The sequence below is a fragment of the Aquamicrobium aerolatum DSM 21857 genome (assembly GCF_900113935.1).
Taxonomy (GTDB): domain Bacteria; phylum Pseudomonadota; class Alphaproteobacteria; order Rhizobiales; family Rhizobiaceae; genus Aerobium; species Aerobium aerolatum.
The window spans coordinates 88837-105856 of the sequence record NZ_FORF01000014.1 but is presented as its reverse complement, the minus strand read 5'-3'; the positions used below and the strand labels follow the sequence as shown (position 1 = coordinate 105856).

Sequence of the window (17020 nt, the reverse complement as noted above, 5' to 3'; positions counted from 1 at the left end):
GATGCTTGCGCTCGTAGCGGAACTCGGTCTCGTCCGAGCGCAGCACCTTGCGCACCACTTTCCGTGAAACCTTCAACTCGCGGCAAATCGCCTTGATCGACTTGCCCTGAACCCGCGAAAGCCGGCGTATCTTTGCAATCGTCTCCACAATCAACATCCAAAACACAAATGCCTCCGATGAAACCGGAGGCATTTTGATGACCCCACGTTAAGGGGTCCCGTTTGGACGAAAATCACCCCTTAAACAGGGTCCTCATTCCATGAAAAATCACACAGAGGCATTCGTATTGAAGCCACCGACCATGATATCGACCGACCGCTCCTGGACCAATTGCTCCATATGGTCGCGATCTACCGAGGGCGCCGTCATGAGCAGCGCTGATCTTCAGCACGAGCGGCTCGGACCCTTCGAACAGGCCGACAATCCTCCAGATGACCACGGCGGCGTCGTGCTCGACCGGTTTAATGCTACACCGAAGGCGAAAGAGGATCTGGTCGCCGTTCTACGTGGGATCATGGAGAACTTTGTCGATCGCGCGTTTGGGGTTGATCCAGTTCAACAGGTCACGGCTGCGGCAAACGCGGAGATCCGCTCGGCAATCCCGACCGCGAGTCCGCGTAGCCGCCGACCGCGAGGCCGCGTCCGGCAAGGGCGGGCGCGACATGTCAAGCGGGTATCGAGTTCACCAAAACGCAGGAGGATTAGATCATGCAGCACGAAATCGTTCCCGTAGGTTACGGACGTGTCTCTGGAGCCAAGCAGGTGAAGGAAGGCGACGGTCTAGGTTCCCAGGAAGCTAGAATCAGGGAACACGTTCGCCATAAGGGATATCCCGCCCTCGCAGCGATGTTCACGGACAACATAACCGGGGGGACCGATACCAGGCCAGGCTTCGCAGAGATGCTCAAGTTCTTGCTCAAGCATCGAAACGAGAACTGTATCGTCGTCATAGACGACATAACGCGTTTGGCGCGAGATGTGGAGGTCCATCTTAAGCTCCGCCGCGCGATTGCGGCGACGGGAGCTAAGCTTGAATGCCCGTCCTTCGAATTCGGAGATAGTTCCGACGAAGAGCTCGTAGAACTCCTTCTGGCCAGTGTCTCCCAACACCAAAGACGGAAGAACGGAGAGCAGGTTCGAAACCGGATGCGGGGAAGATTGCTGAACGGCTATTGGTGCTTCGCGTCGAAGCCCCCCCGCGTACCAATTTGCAAAGGTGGCAGGGCAGAACACACTGGTGCGACGAGAACCGATCGCGTCGGTCGTTACGGAGGCGCTCGAGGGCTTCGCCAGTGGTCGGTTTCAAACGCGAGCGGAGGTACAGCGTTTTCTGGAAGGGGCACCTGGTTTCCCAAAGCAGCGGGATGGAACCATCAAGTTTGACCGGGTGACTGAGATGCTCACCAGTGTTCTGCACGCAGGATACATCGAGTTTCTGCCGTGGGGCATATCCATCAGGCCAGGGCACCACGAAGCGCTGATTAGCCTCGAGACATATCAGAAGATCCAGGACCGACTTAGTGAGAGCCCGAAGACGCCCGCCCGTGCCAATCTGAGCGAACATTTTCCTCTGCGGCAAGCAGTCCGGTGCGCGCACTGCGGTCGGCTATTATCGGGTGCATATTCAGCCGGACGGAGCGCTGAATATGCCTATTATTTCTGCCCCGGCAAGAAGTGCCCTCGATCCAGGAAGTCCATCAAGCGTGACGACATGCATGACGCCTTCGACAAGCTCCTGAGAGGACTCGTCCCCACCTGCGAAGTGATTGATCTGGCGACTGGCATCTTCCGCGAGACGTGGAACAAGCGAGCGGAAGACGTGCGACAGCGGGTGGCATTGCTCGAGCGACAGGTCAAGACGGTGGACAAGTCCATTGAGCTGCTGGTGGACCGGATCGCCAACTCGACAGCGCCGCAATTGGTGCAGGCCTACGAGAAGCGCTTACTGGACCTAGATAGGGAAAGGGCTGCCCTAGGGGAAAAGCTGATCAGTACGGCCAAGCCGTTGCCGGATTTCGACGCAACCTTACGAACCGCGCTGGACTTTTTAGCAAACCCTTGGAAACTCTGGGATTCTGGGAGGTTGGAAGACCGCAGGGCAGTGTGCAAGCTGGTATTCACTGAACACCTTGACTATGCCCCGGAAACGGGCTTTCGAACCGCTGAAACTACCTTACCGTTCAAGGTCTTAGACGCAGTCACGTCTCAAAATCCAGAAGTGGTGCCCCTGGCCGGGATCGAACCAGCACTCCTTGCGGAACTCGATTTTGAGTCGAGCGCGTCTACCAATTCCGCCACAGGGGCAACGCAGGATCGCAAGTACACGCCAGAACCGGTCGACGTCAAGCGGTCAGATTGCGTCTCACAAAGATCAATCTATCCGACGCCAGCATTGCCTCCCCAGCCGTTTCTTTCTACCAAGGCGTTCAACGAAAGAAACGGTGCCGATGCTTCAACGCCTCTACAACTGGACCATGTCGCTTGCCCGAACCCGCCACGCGGAACGGTCGCTCGCCGGGATCTCGTTTGCGGAAAGTTCGTTCTTTCCGATCCCGCCGGATGTACTGCTGATCCCGATGGTGCTGGCCAACCGCGCCCACTGGTTGCGCTTCGCGCTGATTGCGACGCTGTCTTCTGTCGCTGGCGGCCTGCTGGGCTATTTCATCGGCGCGGTTCTGTTCGAGACAATCGGCCAGCCGATCCTCGAATTTTACGGCTACATGTCGAAATTCGAGCAGTTTCAGGAAGCCTTCAACGTCTGGGGCCTGCTGATCGTGTTCATCTTCGGCGGTCTCACGCCGCTGCCCTACAAGGTGATCACCATCGCCTCCGGGCTAACGGGACTGTCACTGCCGGTATTTATCCTTTCGTCGCTCGCCGCGCGCGGCACGCGCTTTCTTCTCGTTTCCGGTCTGCTCTACAAGTTTGGCGAGCCGATCCGCCTGTTCATCGAAAAACATCTCGGCCTTCTTTTCACCGCCTTCATGGCGTTGCTGATCGGCGGCTTCTTCGCCGCCGCCTATATCTTCTGAGGCTCACATGTCATTGACCGGTCCCATCAGCAAACTGCAGACCCTTGGCGCAGGCTTCCTCGCCTTGGGACTAGCCGGAACCGTCGGCGGAGCGCTCGGCTTCCAGCACCTGGGCGGCTACATTCCCTGCATGCTGTGCCTTGAACAGCGCACGCCTTACTATATCGGCATCCCGATCGCGCTGCTCGCGCTGGCGTCGATAGCGCTGAAAATGCCTGCCATCGTCACGCGTAGCTTGTTGCTCGCAGTCGCGCTGCTGATGACCTGGAGCATCTATCTTTCAGGCTTTCACTCAGGCGTCGAATGGGGCTGGTGGCCCGGCCCCGCCGACTGCGGGATGGTTGCAGCGCCGCAGCTCGGCGGCAGCCTGCTGGACCAGCTGAACATGGCGATCCCGCCATCCTGCACGGACGCTGCAGGCCGTTTTCTCGGCCTGTCCTTCGCCGGCTGGAATTTTGTCGCCAGCGTCATTTTTGCGCTGGTTGCCTGGATCTGCGCCCTGCGAGAGGACTGAGCCTCACGGCTCCAGTTCGACATCCCAGTAAAGATAGTCGATCCAGCTCTCATGCAGATAGTTGGGCGGAAAAGCCCGACCATTGTTGTGAAGATCCTGCACCGTCGGCTGATAGGGCTTCTGGCGTGGCCACATCCGCGCATGGTCAGGCAAAAGACCGCCTTTCCGCAGATTGCACGGGGAGCAGGCGGCGACGACATTGCCCCAGGTGGTGGCACCGCCGCAGCGACGCGGGATCACGTGGTCGAAGGTCAGGTCTTCATGAGTGCCGCAATATTGGCACTGAAAGCGGTCGCGAAGGAACACGTTGAAGCGGGTGAAGGCCGGATGGCGCGAGGGTTTCACATAACTTTTCAGGCACACCACGCTGGGCAGGCGCATCGAGAAGGATGGCGACGACACGGCATGGTCGTACTCGGCAACGATATTCACACGGTCAAGAAACACCGCCTTGATCGCGTCCTGCCAGGACCACAGCGACAAGGGATAGTAACTCAACGGACGATAGTCCGCGTTCAGCACCAGAGCAGGCAGTGCATCTGGTGAGACGGCGATCGTCACTGACAGTCCTCCATAGGCTGGTTAATCGATCGGCCCGAATACTGTAATCCTCAGATTGCAGTATTGTGAAGCGGAATATCATTCGTCGCGATAACGTGAGAAACGTTGATTTCTCAATGTTTTTTAGGTCGCGCGGGTCGTTGGCAGTGCGTCACGACCCCTCATCTGGCGATAATAGGCCCAGAACAGACGGGCCGCCACGCCGCGCCACGGAGCCCATGATTCGGCCAGAGCATAGAGTGCCTTCGCACTCGGGCGCGGCTCGATACGGAACGCATGACCGACCGCGCTTTGCAGCGCGACATCATGGGCCGGAAAGATGTCGGGATGGCCGGCGCAAAAAAGCAGATACACCTCCGCCGTCCACGGTCCGATGCCGTGCAGCGAAGTCAGCCGCGCCATCGCCTCGTCCGCACCGATGCGGGTCATGTGGTCAAGATCGATCTCACCACCCACCACCGCCTCGGCCAGGGCCAGGACGGTCTTCTGCTTGGGCCGGGAAAGGCCCGCGCTACGCAGCACATCTAGGCCGCCGGAAAGAACTCCTGATGCTTCCAGCGGCGCGACAAGGCTGACAAGTCGGCCCATGATCGAGTCGGCGCTGGCGCGCGAGACCTGTTGCGACACAACGATCGACACGAGGCTGGCAAAACCCGGCCTGTCGAGACGCAAGGGAACATCTCCCGCATGCTCGATCACCGCAACAAGACGCGGATCGAGCACAACAAGTTCTGCGAGCCCTTCGGCAATATCGTCAAAACCAACAATTCTTCGCACGATTTCACCTTGTCGTCGTTGAAAACGCACCGTAGCAATCAGCCCACAACGATCTCAACCCGTCGCGGCACCCGCATGACAAGGCCAGTCTTCCGTTTTGCACCAAGCCCAAATGGCGAGATGCATCTGGGTAATGCTTATACCGCGCTTCTCAACGCCAAGCTTGCCGCAGAAGCGGGCGGCAGGATGTTGTTGCGCATCGAAAACATTGACGTGACGCGCTGCACCCGTGCCTTCGAGGAAGCGATCTATCGCGATCTCGAGTGGCTCGGAATCGAATGGGAGATTCCGGTCCGCCGGCAGTCGGACCATTTCGACGACTACGAAGAGGCGCTGAAACATCTGGTCGAAGAAGATCTGGTCTACCCGTCCTTCCTGTCGCGCGGGGAAGTGCGCGCCAGAATTTCACAGGCGGAGGCGGAGGGCATTGAGTGGCCGCGCGATCCTGACGGGATGCCGCTGTTTCCAACCGATGAGCGCACTCTATCGCAGGGCGAGCGCGAACGGCGCATGGCGGCGGACGAGCCTTTCGCGTGGCGGCTCAATGTCGAGGCGGCAAGCAAGCGGATTGCGCACCCGCTGACATGGGACGAACTTGGCGCTGGCCCTTCCGGACAGACAGGCCTGGTCAACGCGACGCCAACTGCCTGGGGCGACGTGGTGATCGCGCGCAAGGAGGTGCCGACAAGCTACCATTTGTCGGTGGTCCTCGACGACGCGCTGCAGGGTGTTACCCACGTGGTGCGCGGACGCGACCTGTTCTTTGCAACTGCGATCCAGCGCCTGTTGCAGGAACTCTTGCACCTGCCGGTTCCCGTCTATCGCCATCACGATCTGGTACTCGGAGACGATGGCCGCAAACTGGCCAAGAGCCGTGGCGACACCTCGCTTGCAGCGCTGCGCGCCGCTGGGCTTACCCCCTACGACATACGCCGGATGATCGGCCTATAGTCTGCTCAGGGCTGCCTTGATCGCCACGGTCACCAGCATGCAGCCCAACGCACCGCACAAGCCAAAAGCGGCGACATGCGAAAGTTCGCGCAGGTTGATACGCCACCATTCCGCAAACAGGATGCCGGCGACAAATCCAACCGTAAGAATCACGGCGTTGCCGACCGCGCCAAAACCGTCCTCCCCCATCACAAGATCAATCGCCATCGCGACGATGAAGGACACAATGCAGATCACGCTGACCGACAATGCCAGCCAGACTGGATCGAGCTTCCACAACATGACATCTCCTTTCCGACCATTCGGACAAGGATGCGTCCCCCGCGAACACGCGCACCAACTCAAAACAGGTTATGGATCAATCATTACATTTTGCTTGCCAAGACTTTCGGCATTACAGCCAATAGACCAAAGCCGCGCGCACAGGACGTCATGACCATCAGCACCCGCTTCATTCCGCCCCTATTCGTTGTCTTGTGGGCAACCGGTTTCATCGGCGCTCGCTATGCAATGCCCAGGGCGGAGCCATTCAGCTTTCTGGCGGTGCGCTGCCTGATCACACTCATCCTGTTATTGCTGATCGCCCTGATACTGCGCTCCAAAAGGCTGCCGCCGGCAAAGGCCGCACACGCCGCCTTTGCCGGGGCGCTGATCCACGGCATCTATCTGAGCGGTGTCTTCTGGGCGATCAAGAACGGCATGCCTGCGGGCCTGTCCGCGCTGATCATCGGCCTGCAGCCGCTCATCACGACATTGATTGCCGGATGGGCGCTTGGCGAACGGGTGCAACCTCGCCACTGGGCCGGGCTCGGGATCGGATTTGTGGGCATTCTGATCGTGCTGGCCCCGAAGATTGGTGATGCGCTCGGCGGCGTCACGGCTGCGACTTTCGCTGCCTGTGTCGGCAGCGCGGTCGCGATCAGTGCCGGAACGGTATGGCAAAAGCGGTTCGTCGGCAGTGCCGATCTGGTGACCGTGACGGTCTGGCAATATGTCGGCGCGCTGGCGCTGACGCTGATCGGTTCACTGGCTCTGGAAACGCGCGAGTTCACGCTCAATGGCGAGATCGTCTTCGCGATGGCATGGCTGGTCCTGGTGCTGTCGATCGGGGCGATCTTCCTTCTGATGATGATGATCCGCGAAGGCGAAATGTCAAAAGTGTCGTCGCTGTTCTATCTCGTGCCAGCCGTCACAACGGTTATCGCCTGGGCGCTTTTCAACGAAACGCTGTCGCTGGTTCAGATCGCCGGCATGGTCGTCACGACCGTCGGCGTCGGAATGGCGACACGGCGCTGAAGCGATGCGCGCTGATGGGCTGCTGCATCGCTTCGCGGTCTCAGAATTCGGCCCAGTCCTCTTGAACAACCACGCCTGTTGCGCCGATGCCACCCGCAACGCGGCGCATCAGCTCGCGCGCCGGTGATGCAACCGGACGTGCGGATTGCCTGGCGGGGGCTGGTACAAGCCCCTCGGCGCTCGCGCCGGTCCTGAACTGTGCGATCAGTTCAAACAGCGATTGTGCATCGCGTGCCAGATTGTGACTTGCAGCGGTCGATTCCTCGACCATCGCGGCGTTCTGCTGCGTGCCCTGGTCGATGGACGTGACCGCGCGGTTGACTTCCGACAAGCTGGTCGCCTGCTCTCGTGAGGCCTGCACGATCGCGGTCACGTTCGTGTCGATCTCGAGAACCTGGGCGACAATACGTTCAAGAGCCACGCCAGTTTCGTTGACGAGGGAGACGCCGGAGCGCACCTGCTCGCCTGACTTGACGATCAGTTCCTTGATGTCCTTGGCAGCGGCCGCCGAGCGCTGTGCCAGCTCGCGCACTTCCTGAGCGACAACCGCAAAGCCCCGGCCCGCCTCACCGGCCCGCGCCGCCTCGACACCGGCATTGAGCGCAAGAAGATTGGTCTGGAACGCGATCTCGTCAATCAGCCCGATGATGTTGGAAATCGCGCCCGACGAAGCTTCGATCTTGCCCATCGCCTCAACCGCGTCGCGCACGACATTGCTCGAACGCTCGGCGTCCTCGCGGGTGCGGTTGACCAGCTGGCCAGCCTCTTCTGCCCGTTTGCTAGAGTCGGTGACCGTCGCGGTGATCTGCTCGAGCGCTGCGGCGGTTTCCTCGACCGAAGCTGCCTGCTGCTCGGTCCGCTTGGACAGGTCTGCGGCGGCAACGCGGATCTGTTCCGACCCCGCAGCAATTGTGCTGGCGTTCTGACCAACACCTTTCATCGCAGCGCACAGCTTCTGCGCAGCCTGATTGAAATCCACCCGCACCGCTTCCATGGACGGCACGAATGCACGATCGATGTTCTGGTCGAGATCCCCGTCGGCCAGTTTGCGCAGGCCTGCGGCAAGCGCGGTCACCGCCCCCATCCGCTCGCTGACATCCGTGGCGAACTTGACGACCTTGAACACCTTGCCATGGATGTCGACAATCGGATTGTAGGCAGCCTGAATCCAGACCTCCTTGCCGCCTTTGCCATAACGGACAAACTCATTGGCAATGAACTCGCCATTGGCAAGGCGTTGCCAGAAGGTTCGGTAGTCCTGCGTTTCGATATATTTGGGATCGCAGAACATCCGGTGATGGCGCCCCTGTATCTCGGACAGATGATAATTGAGCGTGGCGCAGAAATTTTCGTTGGCGGTCAGGATCGTGCCATCGGGAGAGAATTCGATCATCGCCTGTGACTTCGAGATCGCCTCCAGCTTGCCGGCATCCTCGACGGCCTTCTGGCGCATGGCCGTAATGTCAGTCGCGAACTTGACCACCTTGTACGGCTTGCCGCCTCGCATGACCGGATTGTACGACGCCTCGATCCAGATTTCCTTGCCGCCTTTGCCTAGCCGCTTGTATTGGCGGCTATCGTATTCGCCCTGCGCAAGTCGCGCCCAGAAATCACGATAGTCGGCGCTGTTGGCCTCTGCTGGCTCGACGAACATGCGATGATGCTGCCCGACGATTTCCTTCAGATCATAGCCCAGCGCGGTGCAGAAATTGGCGTTTGCGTCCAGAATTTTGCCGGTGAGGTCAAACTGGATGATCGCCTGGGATCGATCCATGACAGCAAGCACGGCGGTGCTGTCGGATGTCAGGAAAGAAGGTAGCTTGGGCACGGAAAACCTCGCGAGATCGGTTGAAACGCCAGTACAGGTCCCCCCAGGTACCGATGCCTACCGAGCCCATTCGGGCTAGTTTCCGTCTTTTGCCATCCCGCGCCAAACCTAGATCAGAATCGTTAATTGTTCGTTTTACTTCCCGTTATCGCGGAACCTTGGCGCGCGCGTCAGTATATCTCTTGATCGCAGCGTTCAATTCGCCGCCAAGAATGAAAATTGCCGAAACAATATAAAGAAATACCAGCGCGATCATCAGAGATGCCAGTCCGGCATAAGTCGACGCATAGGATGAGAAGTGCCCCAGATAGGCGGCAAAGGCCGACGAGCCGACAACCCAGAACACCAGCGTGAACAACAAGCCAGGCACAATGTCCCGGAACTTGCGCCGGCCGGCAGGCAGGTAGAGATGCACGACGATCAGCGCAAAGACGATGATCAGCGCGGCAATGGAAATACGCCAAAGCGCAATCGTCCCGGTATAGGGCGTGATCCATGGCAGCGTCCGCTCGGCGATGCCGATGGCGATGGGCAGGAAAACCAGCAGCGTCGAGACGATCAGGAAGCCGATCGTCGCCAGGACGACGAAAGCAAGGCTTTGCGCACGCAGATAGAAGATCGAGCGCGTGTCGATGACGCGATAGGCACGGTTCAACCCTACCCGCAGCGCCTCGATGCCGTTGGACGCAAAATAGGCGGCGGCCAGAATACCAATAGTCAGGAAATCACCGCGCTGGATCGTCAGCACATTTTCGACCTCGCGCGCGATTGGAGCCGCAATCGCATCCGGCCAGGTGTCGAAGATCAGATGAACCGCCGTGTCGGCAAATGCCTGTGCGCCCAGAAAACTGGCGAGCGATGTCGCAAAGATCAGGAACGGAAATAGCGCGAGAAGCGCTGACAACGCGATGTGACTGGAAAGCGCCCAGCCATCGTCGTAATTAAAGTGTCCGAGAGCGTCCCCGAGAACGCGTTTGGTGATTGCAATTATCCGCAGCATCTTTTTGGCCGATTGTGTCCCGCACGCGAATATGGGAAATGAGGCCCACAACACGCAAGCCTACCGGGACGATAAGCGCCTAGGCGCCCTAAAGTTGCATAGCGTGCAAGACCTGGTTCAGAAAGAACGCCGATGTCCACAGCCTTCTATTTTCTCGCAATCCTGTTCATGTTCGCGGTGGTGGTGGTGCTCATTCGTGGACTGGTCAACATGATGAAGGGTGGCTCGGGCAATACTTCAAACAAGCTGATGCAGGCACGCGTGGTGCTCCAGTTTGTAGCGCTCGTGTTCATCATGATCGCACTTTACCTGTCTCAGACGGGCGGCTGACGAGGGAACCATGGTCAAGATCAACAAGGTATATACCCGCACGGGAGACGATGGCACGACGGGGCTTGGAGCTGGCCCGCGCCGGCCAAAGCATGACCTGCGGATCGAAGCATTCGGCACGGTGGATGAAGCCAATGCCTGCATCGGCATGGCGCGCATTCACACGGCAACAAGCCATCCCGAAATCGACGCCATGCTGAGCCGGGTCCAGAACGACCTGTTCGATCTGGGTGCCGACCTTGCCACCCCCGATACCGGCGAAGTGCTTTTTTCCTATGAGCCGCTGCGCATCATCGCCTCGCAGGTCGCGCGCCTCGAGAACGACATCGACGCACTCAACAAGCCGATTGCACCGCTGCGCTCGTTCATCCTGCCAGGCGGATCGCCAGCGGCGGCCGCACTGCATCTGGCACGCACCGTCTCGCGCCGCGCCGAACGGCTGATGGTGGAACTGTCGCAGACCGAAGGCGAGATCGTCGGAGGCGAGGCGCTGAAATACATCAACCGTGTCTCCGATTTCCTTTTTGTTGCCGGCCGCGCCGTCAATGACAATGGCACAACTGACGTGCTATGGGTGCCCGGTCAGAACCGCTGATCCGGGCCCGCCAGCCTGTCGCGTGCCGGGAGGCCCGATGTTCATACCGCTGCATGACGCCAACGCCCTGAAGCATATCCGCGCGCCGTACGTCACCTACAGCATCATCGCGATCAACTGCCTGATCTATCTGTTCGCGAAGGTCGCCACCGAGGATTTCGTCACGGCTGCAACAATCGGCCTTGGCTACATTCCCGTGACAATTTTCGAGGATGTCATCCGGCCGCCGACGATGGACATCGTCCCCGGCTATGCGACCTATGTGACCTACGCTTTCTTGCATGCCGATTTCTGGCACCTGGCGGGCAACATGCTGTTCCTCTGGGTGTTCGGCGACAATGTGGAGGACGCGCTGGGCCATTTCAGGTTCGCAATCTTCTATCTTGCCTGCGCGGTAGTCGGTGCGTTTGCTCACGGCCTGATCGTTCCGGACTCGCATGCGCCGCTGATCGGCGCATCGGGCGCAGTCGCCGGCATCGTCGCAGCCTATCTCATCCTCCATCCGCGCGTGAAAGTGTGGGTGCTGGCGCTCGGACGCGTGCCACTGCGCTTGCCAGCCTGGATCCTTCTCGCGCTGTGGGTGCTGTTTCAGTTTGCGATGCTCGCAATCATGGGAGAGGACGAGGTTTCATGGGCAGCTCATGTCGGCGGCATCCTCGCAGGGGCTATTCTGGTCGTGTTGTTGCGACGGCGGGGCGTTCCAATATTCAACCGCGAAATTGTACGCCCGCCAGCCGCGCAAGCAGCAACCCCTGCAGAGCAGCCATCCCGCTGGGGCCGGAACTGAATCGCAGTCCTCAAGCGAATTTTTCAAACGGTTTGACGTGCAAACCGATATTGACGCTGGGCAGAGGGATGACTACAGCCTCTGCAGCTACGGCATGCATCCACCCGTCGCAAAGCAGGAAACGTGACATATGTTTCCAGTCAAGGGATGGTCTGAGGCGCAACAGCCGGCCCGAAACATCGTCTGAAAGGTCCTAAGCGCATGAAAGTACTTGTTCCGGTAAAGCGGGTTGTCGACTACAACGTGAAGATCCGTGTGAAGTCCGACGGGTCGGGCGTCGAGCTTGCCAATGTGAAAATGTCGATGAACCCGTTCGACGAGATCGCCGTCGAAGAGGCGCTCCGTCTGAAGGAAGCCGGCAAGGTCGAAGAGATCATCGTGGTATCGATCGGACCGGCGCAGGCCCAGGAGACGATCCGCACCGCGCTGGCCATGGGCGCCGACCGTGGCATCCTGATCAAGGTTGATGACGTCGTTGAGCCGCTGGCTGTCGCCAAGCTGCTGAAGGGCGTGGTCGAGGCCGAAGCCCCGCAACTCGTCATCCTCGGCAAGCAGGCAATTGACGACGACGCCAACCAGACCGGCCAGATGCTGGCAGCGCTGCTCGGCTGGGGCCAGGCAACCTTTGCCTCCAAGGTCGAACTCGGCGATGGCTCGGCTCAGGTCACCCGCGAAGTCGACGGCGGCCTGCAGGTCGTAGACGTCAAGCTGCCGGCGATCGTCACCACCGACCTTCGCCTCAACCAGCCGCGCTATGCTTCGCTACCCAACATCATGAAGGCCAAGAAGAAGCCGCTCGACGAGAAGGCCGCTGCCGACTACGGCGTCGACACGGCGCCGCGCCTGAAGGTCCTCAAGACCGAGGAGCCAGGCGGCCGCAAGGCAGGCGTCAAGGTCAAGGACGTGGCGGAACTGGTTTCCAGCCTCAAGTCCGCTGGCGTCCTCTAACTCGGTCACAAGGAGATTACGAACATGGCTATTCTTCTGATTGCCGAACATGACAACGCATCCCTTTCCGACCAGACCGCCAAGGCGCTGAGCGCTGCCTCGCAGATCGGCGGCGACGTCGACGTGCTGGTTGCCGGCAAGGGCGCACAGGCTGTCGCCGATGCAGCCGCCAAGCTCGGCGGCGTGCGCAAGGTGCTGCTGGCTGATTCGGACGAGCTTTCCGAGCGCCTCGCAGAACCGACCGCTGCCCTGATCGTCTCGCTGGCCGACGGCTACGACGCCATCATTGCGGCTGCCACCACCACCGGCAAGAACGTGCTGCCGCGCGTTGCCGCCCTTCTCGACGTGATGCAGATCTCGGAAATCACCGAAGTTGTCTCGGCCGACACCTTCAAGCGCCCGATCTATGCCGGCAACGCGATCCAGACCGTCCAGTCGAGCGACGCCAAGAAGGTCATCACCGTGCGCACGGCTTCGTTCTCGGCTGCCGCTGACGGTGGTTCGGCTGCGGTCGAGACGGTTGCAGCAGCCGCCAATCCGAGCCTGTCCAGCTTCGTCGAAAACCGCCTGTCGGAAAGCGATCGTCCGGAACTGACTTCGGCCAAGGTCATCATCTCGGGCGGCCGTGCTCTCGGCTCGTCGGAAAAGTTCGAGGAAGTCATCCTCCCGATCGCCGACAAGCTCGGCGCTGCAGTCGGTGCCTCGCGCGCTGCGGTCGATGCGGGCTATGCCCCGAACGACTGGCAGGTCGGCCAGACCGGCAAGGTGGTTGCCCCCGAGCTCTACATCGCCGTCGGCATCTCCGGCGCGATCCAGCATCTTGCTGGCATGAAGGACTCCAAGGTGATCGTCGCCATCAACAAGGACGAAGAAGCCCCGATCTTCCAGGTGGCGGATTATGGCCTCGTCGGCGACCTGTTCACCATCCTGCCAGAGCTTGAGAAGGCGCTTTAAGCCTTCCCTCTTGGCCAATGTGCCAACATGACCTAATTTGCGTCGGGCGGGGTAGACACAAGCTACCCCGCCCTTCTATTTTGCACTGCAATAAGTGACGGCCATCACGGCCGCCAACAGGATTGACGTCATGACGGGCAAGATCGAAACACTGGGTGTCGTTGGCGCGGGCCAGATGGGCAGCGGCATCGCGCATGTCGCCGCGCAGGCCGGCTACAAGGTGAAGCTGTACGACATTTCCAGCGATCGGATCGAAAGCGGGATTGCCACGATCAACGGCAACATGGCCCGTCAGGTTGCGTCCGGGAAATTGGACGATTCCGTGCGTCGCAGGGCAATCGAACTAATCGCTCCCGCCACCACGATGGAAGACCTTGCTGACGTCGACCTGGTCATCGAAGCCGCCACCGAAGACGAAAGCGTCAAACGCAAGATCTTCGCGCAGCTTTGCCCGATCCTTAATCCCGAGGCATTGCTGGCGACCAATACATCGTCAATCTCGATTACCCGGCTGGCCGCGCAAACCGATCGGCCCGAGCGGTTCATTGGCATTCATTTCATGAATCCGGTGCCGCTGATGAAGCTGGTTGAACTGGTGCGCGGCATCGCGACAGAAGACTCGACCTTTGAGTCGGCCCGTGAATTCGTTTCAAGTCTCGACAAGACCGTCACCGTCGCGGAAGACTTCCCCGCTTTCATCGTCAATCGCATTCTGTTGCCGATGATCAACGAAGCGATCTACACGCTGTACGAAGGCGTCGGCACCGTCGAGGCCATCGACACCGCCATGAAGCTGGGTGCCAACCATCCAATGGGTCCGCTGCAACTGGCCGACTTCATCGGGCTCGATACCTGCCTGTCAATCATGCAGGTTCTGCATGACGGGCTGGCGGATTCCAAATACCGCCCCTGCCCGCTGCTGGTGAAATATGTCGAGGCCGGCTGGCTGGGACGCAAGACCGGTCGTGGCTTCTATGATTATCGCGGAGAACACCCGGTCCCGACGCGCTGATTTAGGGAGCGTCGATCAATGTCGCGGCTGACGGAACCAGCCGGGGCGGTGCATTGACCCTGATCCGATCGCGACCTTCGCGCTTGGCCAGCAGCAGGTTCTGATCGGCCACACGAAAGACCTGCGGGAAATTGGCCTGGCCATCATGGATGGCGCCACCAATGCTGACGGATATCGGATGGGGCCGGCCATCTGGCCGGAAGTCCACGCAGGCCACAGCCATCCGCACGCGCTCCGCAACCTTTGCCATCACCGCGCCGTTGGCATCCGGCAGATGGATGCCAAACTCCTCGCCACCCAGCCGCCCGATCACATCATCACGGCGTAACACCGAAGCCATCGCCTCGGAAATCAGCCGAAGCGCTTCATCTCCGCTGTCGTGACCGAAACGGTCATTGACGACCTTGAAGTGGTCGACGTCGACGACAAGCAAAGCGCCTCCCGGCGCGTTACGTGCGCATGCTGCTTCAAGCCGTGTCTCCACAAGGGCGGAAAAGGCGGAACGGCTGAGGCTGCCCGTCAAACTGTCGCGCGATGCAAGGTCGCGCAAACGCCGGTTTGCAATCGCCAGTTCACGCAGCTTGTGATTGAGATAGAAAAAGAACGGGCCGCCGATCACAATCGGCAGCACGATTGCACTGGAAATACTCTCACGCAGAACATCGTCGCCAAACTGCCGGAAGACAAACCAGTGATAGGCGACAGCTATGCACACCGCCACCGACGTTCCCGACAATGTCCAGGCAACTACACGGGCAAGGCCCCTTATGGAAAAAGCACCCCGACTATCGCTACTGCGCAAGTAAAGCCTCCCACCCTGCTTCCTGCGTTCAATCAAAGATGCCGAAAACAGATGAACGCCGGGTTATCAGCAACACACAACTGCGCCTCGCCGACATTTATTCTTTTGCCACCCCTATTTGAGTGAACGAGCCTTTACAAAATCGCGGCGCAGTAACAGTATCGCGCCCAATCCGGCCCATTCAGGAGCCGGGCGCAAATAACCGGGACGTTACTTAAGTGGAGGTTTTTCGTATGTCATCCAGGACCCGCAAGCTGCTCGCAGCATCGGTCGCAGGCGCAGCTTTTCTCGCTGCCTCGGCCGCCGCACAGGCTGAAGATGTCAAGATTGGCATTATTCTGGGCTTTACCGGCCCGCTCGAAAGCATCACGCCAGGAATGGCCGCAAGTGCCGAGCTGGCAATGAAGGAAATCAACGACAGCGGCCTGCTGCTTGATGGCAAGAAGCTGGTATCGGTTCGCGCCGACTCGACCTGCATCGACAACGCTGCAGCAACGGCCGCAGCTGAACGTCTGGTGACGACGGAAAACGTCTCCGCCATCGTCGGCGCTGACTGCTCGGGCGTGACGATCGGCATCGTCAACAACGTTGCGGTGCCAAACGGCGTTGTGATGATTTCCCCGTCCGCCACCTCGCCTGCGCTGAGCGACATTGCCGACAACGACTACTTCTTCAGAACCTCGCCATCCGACGCACGTCAGGGCAAGGTCATCAGCGACGTTCTGGGCTCGAAGGATGTCAAGACAGTCGCCGTCAGCTACACCAACAACGACTACGGCAAGGCCTTCTCCGACTCGTTCGTCTCTGCTTTTGAAGCCGCTGGCGGCAAGGTGACGATCGCTGCTCCACATGACGACGGCAAGGGCGACTACTCCGCTGAAGTCGGCGCACTGGCCGCAGCAGGCGGCGAGGCTCTCGTTGTGCTCGGCTATGTCGACCAGGGCGGCGTTGGCATCATCCGCGCTGCTGTTGACACGGGCGCGTTCGAAACCTTCGTGCTTGGCGACGGCATGTACGGCCAGAGCCTGATCGCCGCGATGGGCGATGGCGTTGAAGGCTCCTATGGCGTGATCCCAGGCACCGAAGGCGAAGGCGCAACGAAGTTCGCCGAGGCAGCTACCGCCGCCGGCCTCGATCCGTCCAGCTCCTACACCGGCGAAAGCTATGATGCCGCTGCGCTGATCGCACTGGCCATGCAGAAGGCCGGATCGACCGACCGCACCGCAATCCGCGATGCGATGCTCGATGTCGCAAACGGTCCGGGTGAGAAAATCCTGGCCGGCGACCTCGCGCGCGGCCTTCAGATCCTCAAGGACGGCGGCGATGTCGACTATGTCGGCGCAACCAATGTCGAGCTGATTGGCCCAGGCGAAGCAGCCGGAACCTACCGCGAATACGTCATCGAAGGCGGCGAGTTCAAGACTGTCCAGTTCCGCTAAAAAAACGTGAGACAAAGAGTCCGGCCCTGAAAAGCGCCGGGCTCTTTTTCAATCCGGCGGGAGGCCAGCGGACCGGCCTTTCACCCATGCTTTGATGGACGACGACCCTCCGACTGCATGGATTTGACGGACTTTCTTGGTTCAGGAAGCGGGTTTTCGTTAGAGAATGCAGAAAAATGGCGTGAAAACGCCA

19 protein-coding genes, 1 tRNA gene and 2 pseudogenes are annotated in these 17020 nt (G+C 59.8%); 13 read left to right on the top strand and 9 right to left on the bottom strand.

The window, feature by feature from the left end; all coding sequences use genetic code 11:
• Window positions 1–157: pseudogene (locus BMZ42_RS18260) on the bottom strand (IS21 family transposase); the annotation flags it as partial.
• Window positions 158–709: 552 nt separating this feature from the next.
• Here BMZ42_RS18260 and BMZ42_RS18490 point away from each other — a divergent pair.
• Window positions 710–1384: a recombinase family protein gene (locus BMZ42_RS18490; RefSeq protein WP_091523051.1), complete on the top strand. Its 675-nt coding sequence runs from the start codon at window positions 710–712 to the stop codon at window positions 1382–1384.
• A gap of 13 nt (window positions 1385–1397) precedes the next feature.
• A pseudogene (locus tag BMZ42_RS18485) lies at window positions 1398–1679 on the top strand (recombinase family protein); the annotation flags it as partial.
• Here the strand turns inward: BMZ42_RS18485 and BMZ42_RS17785 are convergent.
• Window positions 1626–1919: a hypothetical protein gene (locus tag BMZ42_RS17785; RefSeq protein WP_139207923.1), complete on the bottom strand. Its 294-nt coding sequence runs from the start codon at window positions 1917–1919 to the stop codon at window positions 1626–1628. The pseudogene BMZ42_RS18485 and the gene BMZ42_RS17785 overlap by 54 nt on opposite strands.
• A gap of 301 nt (window positions 1920–2220) precedes the next feature.
• Window positions 2221–2305: transfer RNA gene (locus BMZ42_RS12930), tRNA-Leu, on the bottom strand.
• A 143-nt stretch (window positions 2306–2448) separates the two neighbouring features.
• On the opposite strand from BMZ42_RS12930, the gene BMZ42_RS12925 reads away from it, so the two are divergent.
• A complete protein-coding gene (locus tag BMZ42_RS12925) occupies window positions 2449–3033 on the top strand; it encodes a YqaA family protein (RefSeq protein WP_091523048.1) in 585 nt (194 codons plus the stop codon).
• 7 nt (window positions 3034–3040) lie between these two features.
• On the top strand, window positions 3041–3547 hold the full coding sequence (locus tag BMZ42_RS12920) for a disulfide bond formation protein B (RefSeq protein ID WP_091523046.1): 507 nt from the start codon (window positions 3041–3043) through the stop codon (window positions 3545–3547).
• 3 nt (window positions 3548–3550) lie between these two features.
• Here BMZ42_RS12920 and BMZ42_RS12915 read toward each other — a convergent pair whose 3' ends face one another.
• The gene (locus BMZ42_RS12915; protein WP_091523043.1) at window positions 3551–4108 is read right to left on the bottom strand and encodes an HNH endonuclease; all 558 of its coding nucleotides are present in this window, start codon (window positions 4106–4108) and stop codon (window positions 3551–3553) included.
• A gap of 123 nt (window positions 4109–4231) precedes the next feature.
• On the bottom strand, window positions 4232–4885 hold the full coding sequence (locus BMZ42_RS12910) for a DNA-3-methyladenine glycosylase family protein (RefSeq protein ID WP_091523041.1): 654 nt from the start codon (window positions 4883–4885) through the stop codon (window positions 4232–4234).
• 75 nt (window positions 4886–4960) lie between these two features.
• Between BMZ42_RS12910 and gluQRS the strand changes: the two genes are divergently transcribed.
• The gene (gene gluQRS, locus BMZ42_RS12905; protein ID WP_091523039.1) at window positions 4961–5836 is read left to right on the top strand and encodes a tRNA glutamyl-Q(34) synthetase GluQRS; all 876 of its coding nucleotides are present in this window, start codon (window positions 4961–4963) and stop codon (window positions 5834–5836) included.
• On the opposite strand, the gene BMZ42_RS12900 is transcribed toward gluQRS, so the two are convergent.
• Window positions 5831–6118 (bottom strand): hypothetical protein, encoded by a 288-nt coding sequence (locus BMZ42_RS12900; protein ID WP_091523037.1) that lies wholly within the window; start codon window positions 6116–6118, stop codon window positions 5831–5833. The two genes, gluQRS and BMZ42_RS12900, sit on opposite strands and share 6 nt — an antisense overlap.
• A 150-nt stretch (window positions 6119–6268) precedes the next feature.
• Between BMZ42_RS12900 and BMZ42_RS12895 the strand changes: the two genes are divergently transcribed.
• Entirely contained in the window at window positions 6269–7132 is an 864-nt protein-coding gene (locus BMZ42_RS12895; RefSeq protein WP_091523102.1) for a DMT family transporter, read from the top strand.
• A 40-nt stretch (window positions 7133–7172) separates the two neighbouring features.
• On the opposite strand, the gene BMZ42_RS12890 is transcribed toward BMZ42_RS12895, so the two are convergent.
• Together BMZ42_RS12890 and BMZ42_RS12885 are read right to left on the bottom strand one after the other, a co-directional pair.
• Window positions 7173–8906, bottom strand: coding sequence for a methyl-accepting chemotaxis protein (locus tag BMZ42_RS12890; protein ID WP_091523034.1), 1734 nt, complete (start codon window positions 8904–8906; stop codon window positions 7173–7175).
• A gap of 199 nt (window positions 8907–9105) precedes the next feature.
• Window positions 9106–9960, bottom strand: a complete 855-nt coding sequence (locus BMZ42_RS12885; protein WP_091523032.1) for a YihY/virulence factor BrkB family protein — start codon at window positions 9958–9960, stop codon at window positions 9106–9108.
• Between the two features lie 132 nt (window positions 9961–10092).
• On the opposite strand from BMZ42_RS12885, the gene BMZ42_RS12880 reads away from it, so the two are divergent.
• The 6 genes from BMZ42_RS12880 to BMZ42_RS12855 all read left to right on the top strand — a co-directional run bounded on the left by BMZ42_RS12880 (window position 10093) and on the right by BMZ42_RS12855 (window position 14586).
• Complete coding sequence (locus BMZ42_RS12880) at window positions 10093–10290, top strand: twin transmembrane helix small protein (protein WP_091523029.1); 198 nt, start codon at window positions 10093–10095, stop codon at window positions 10288–10290.
• Between the two features lie 10 nt (window positions 10291–10300).
• Window positions 10301–10885: a cob(I)yrinic acid a,c-diamide adenosyltransferase gene (locus BMZ42_RS12875; protein ID WP_091523027.1), complete on the top strand. Its 585-nt coding sequence runs from the start codon at window positions 10301–10303 to the stop codon at window positions 10883–10885.
• 37 nt (window positions 10886–10922) lie between these two features.
• Window positions 10923–11672 carry a rhomboid family intramembrane serine protease gene (locus BMZ42_RS12870; RefSeq protein ID WP_091523025.1) on the top strand — a complete coding sequence of 250 codons (750 nt, stop codon included), beginning with the start codon at window positions 10923–10925 and terminating at the stop codon, window positions 11670–11672.
• 201 nt (window positions 11673–11873) lie between these two features.
• Window positions 11874–12620, top strand: coding sequence for an electron transfer flavoprotein subunit beta/FixA family protein (locus BMZ42_RS12865; RefSeq protein WP_091523022.1), 747 nt, complete (start codon window positions 11874–11876; stop codon window positions 12618–12620).
• Window positions 12621–12644: 24 nt separating this feature from the next.
• Complete coding sequence (locus BMZ42_RS12860; RefSeq protein ID WP_091523021.1) at window positions 12645–13574, top strand: electron transfer flavoprotein subunit alpha/FixB family protein; 930 nt, start codon at window positions 12645–12647, stop codon at window positions 13572–13574.
• Between the two features lie 130 nt (window positions 13575–13704).
• The gene (locus BMZ42_RS12855; RefSeq protein WP_091523100.1) at window positions 13705–14586 is read left to right on the top strand and encodes a 3-hydroxybutyryl-CoA dehydrogenase; all 882 of its coding nucleotides are present in this window, start codon (window positions 13705–13707) and stop codon (window positions 14584–14586) included.
• 1 nt (window position 14587) lies between these two features.
• Here BMZ42_RS12855 and BMZ42_RS12850 read toward each other — a convergent pair whose 3' ends face one another.
• The gene (locus BMZ42_RS12850; protein WP_175556714.1) at window positions 14588–15388 is read right to left on the bottom strand and encodes a GGDEF domain-containing protein; all 801 of its coding nucleotides are present in this window, start codon (window positions 15386–15388) and stop codon (window positions 14588–14590) included.
• 233 nt (window positions 15389–15621) lie between these two features.
• Between BMZ42_RS12850 and BMZ42_RS12845 the strand changes: the two genes are divergently transcribed.
• The gene (locus BMZ42_RS12845; RefSeq protein ID WP_091523015.1) at window positions 15622–16827 is read left to right on the top strand and encodes an ABC transporter substrate-binding protein; all 1206 of its coding nucleotides are present in this window, start codon (window positions 15622–15624) and stop codon (window positions 16825–16827) included.
• Window positions 16828–17020 lie beyond the last annotated feature (193 nt).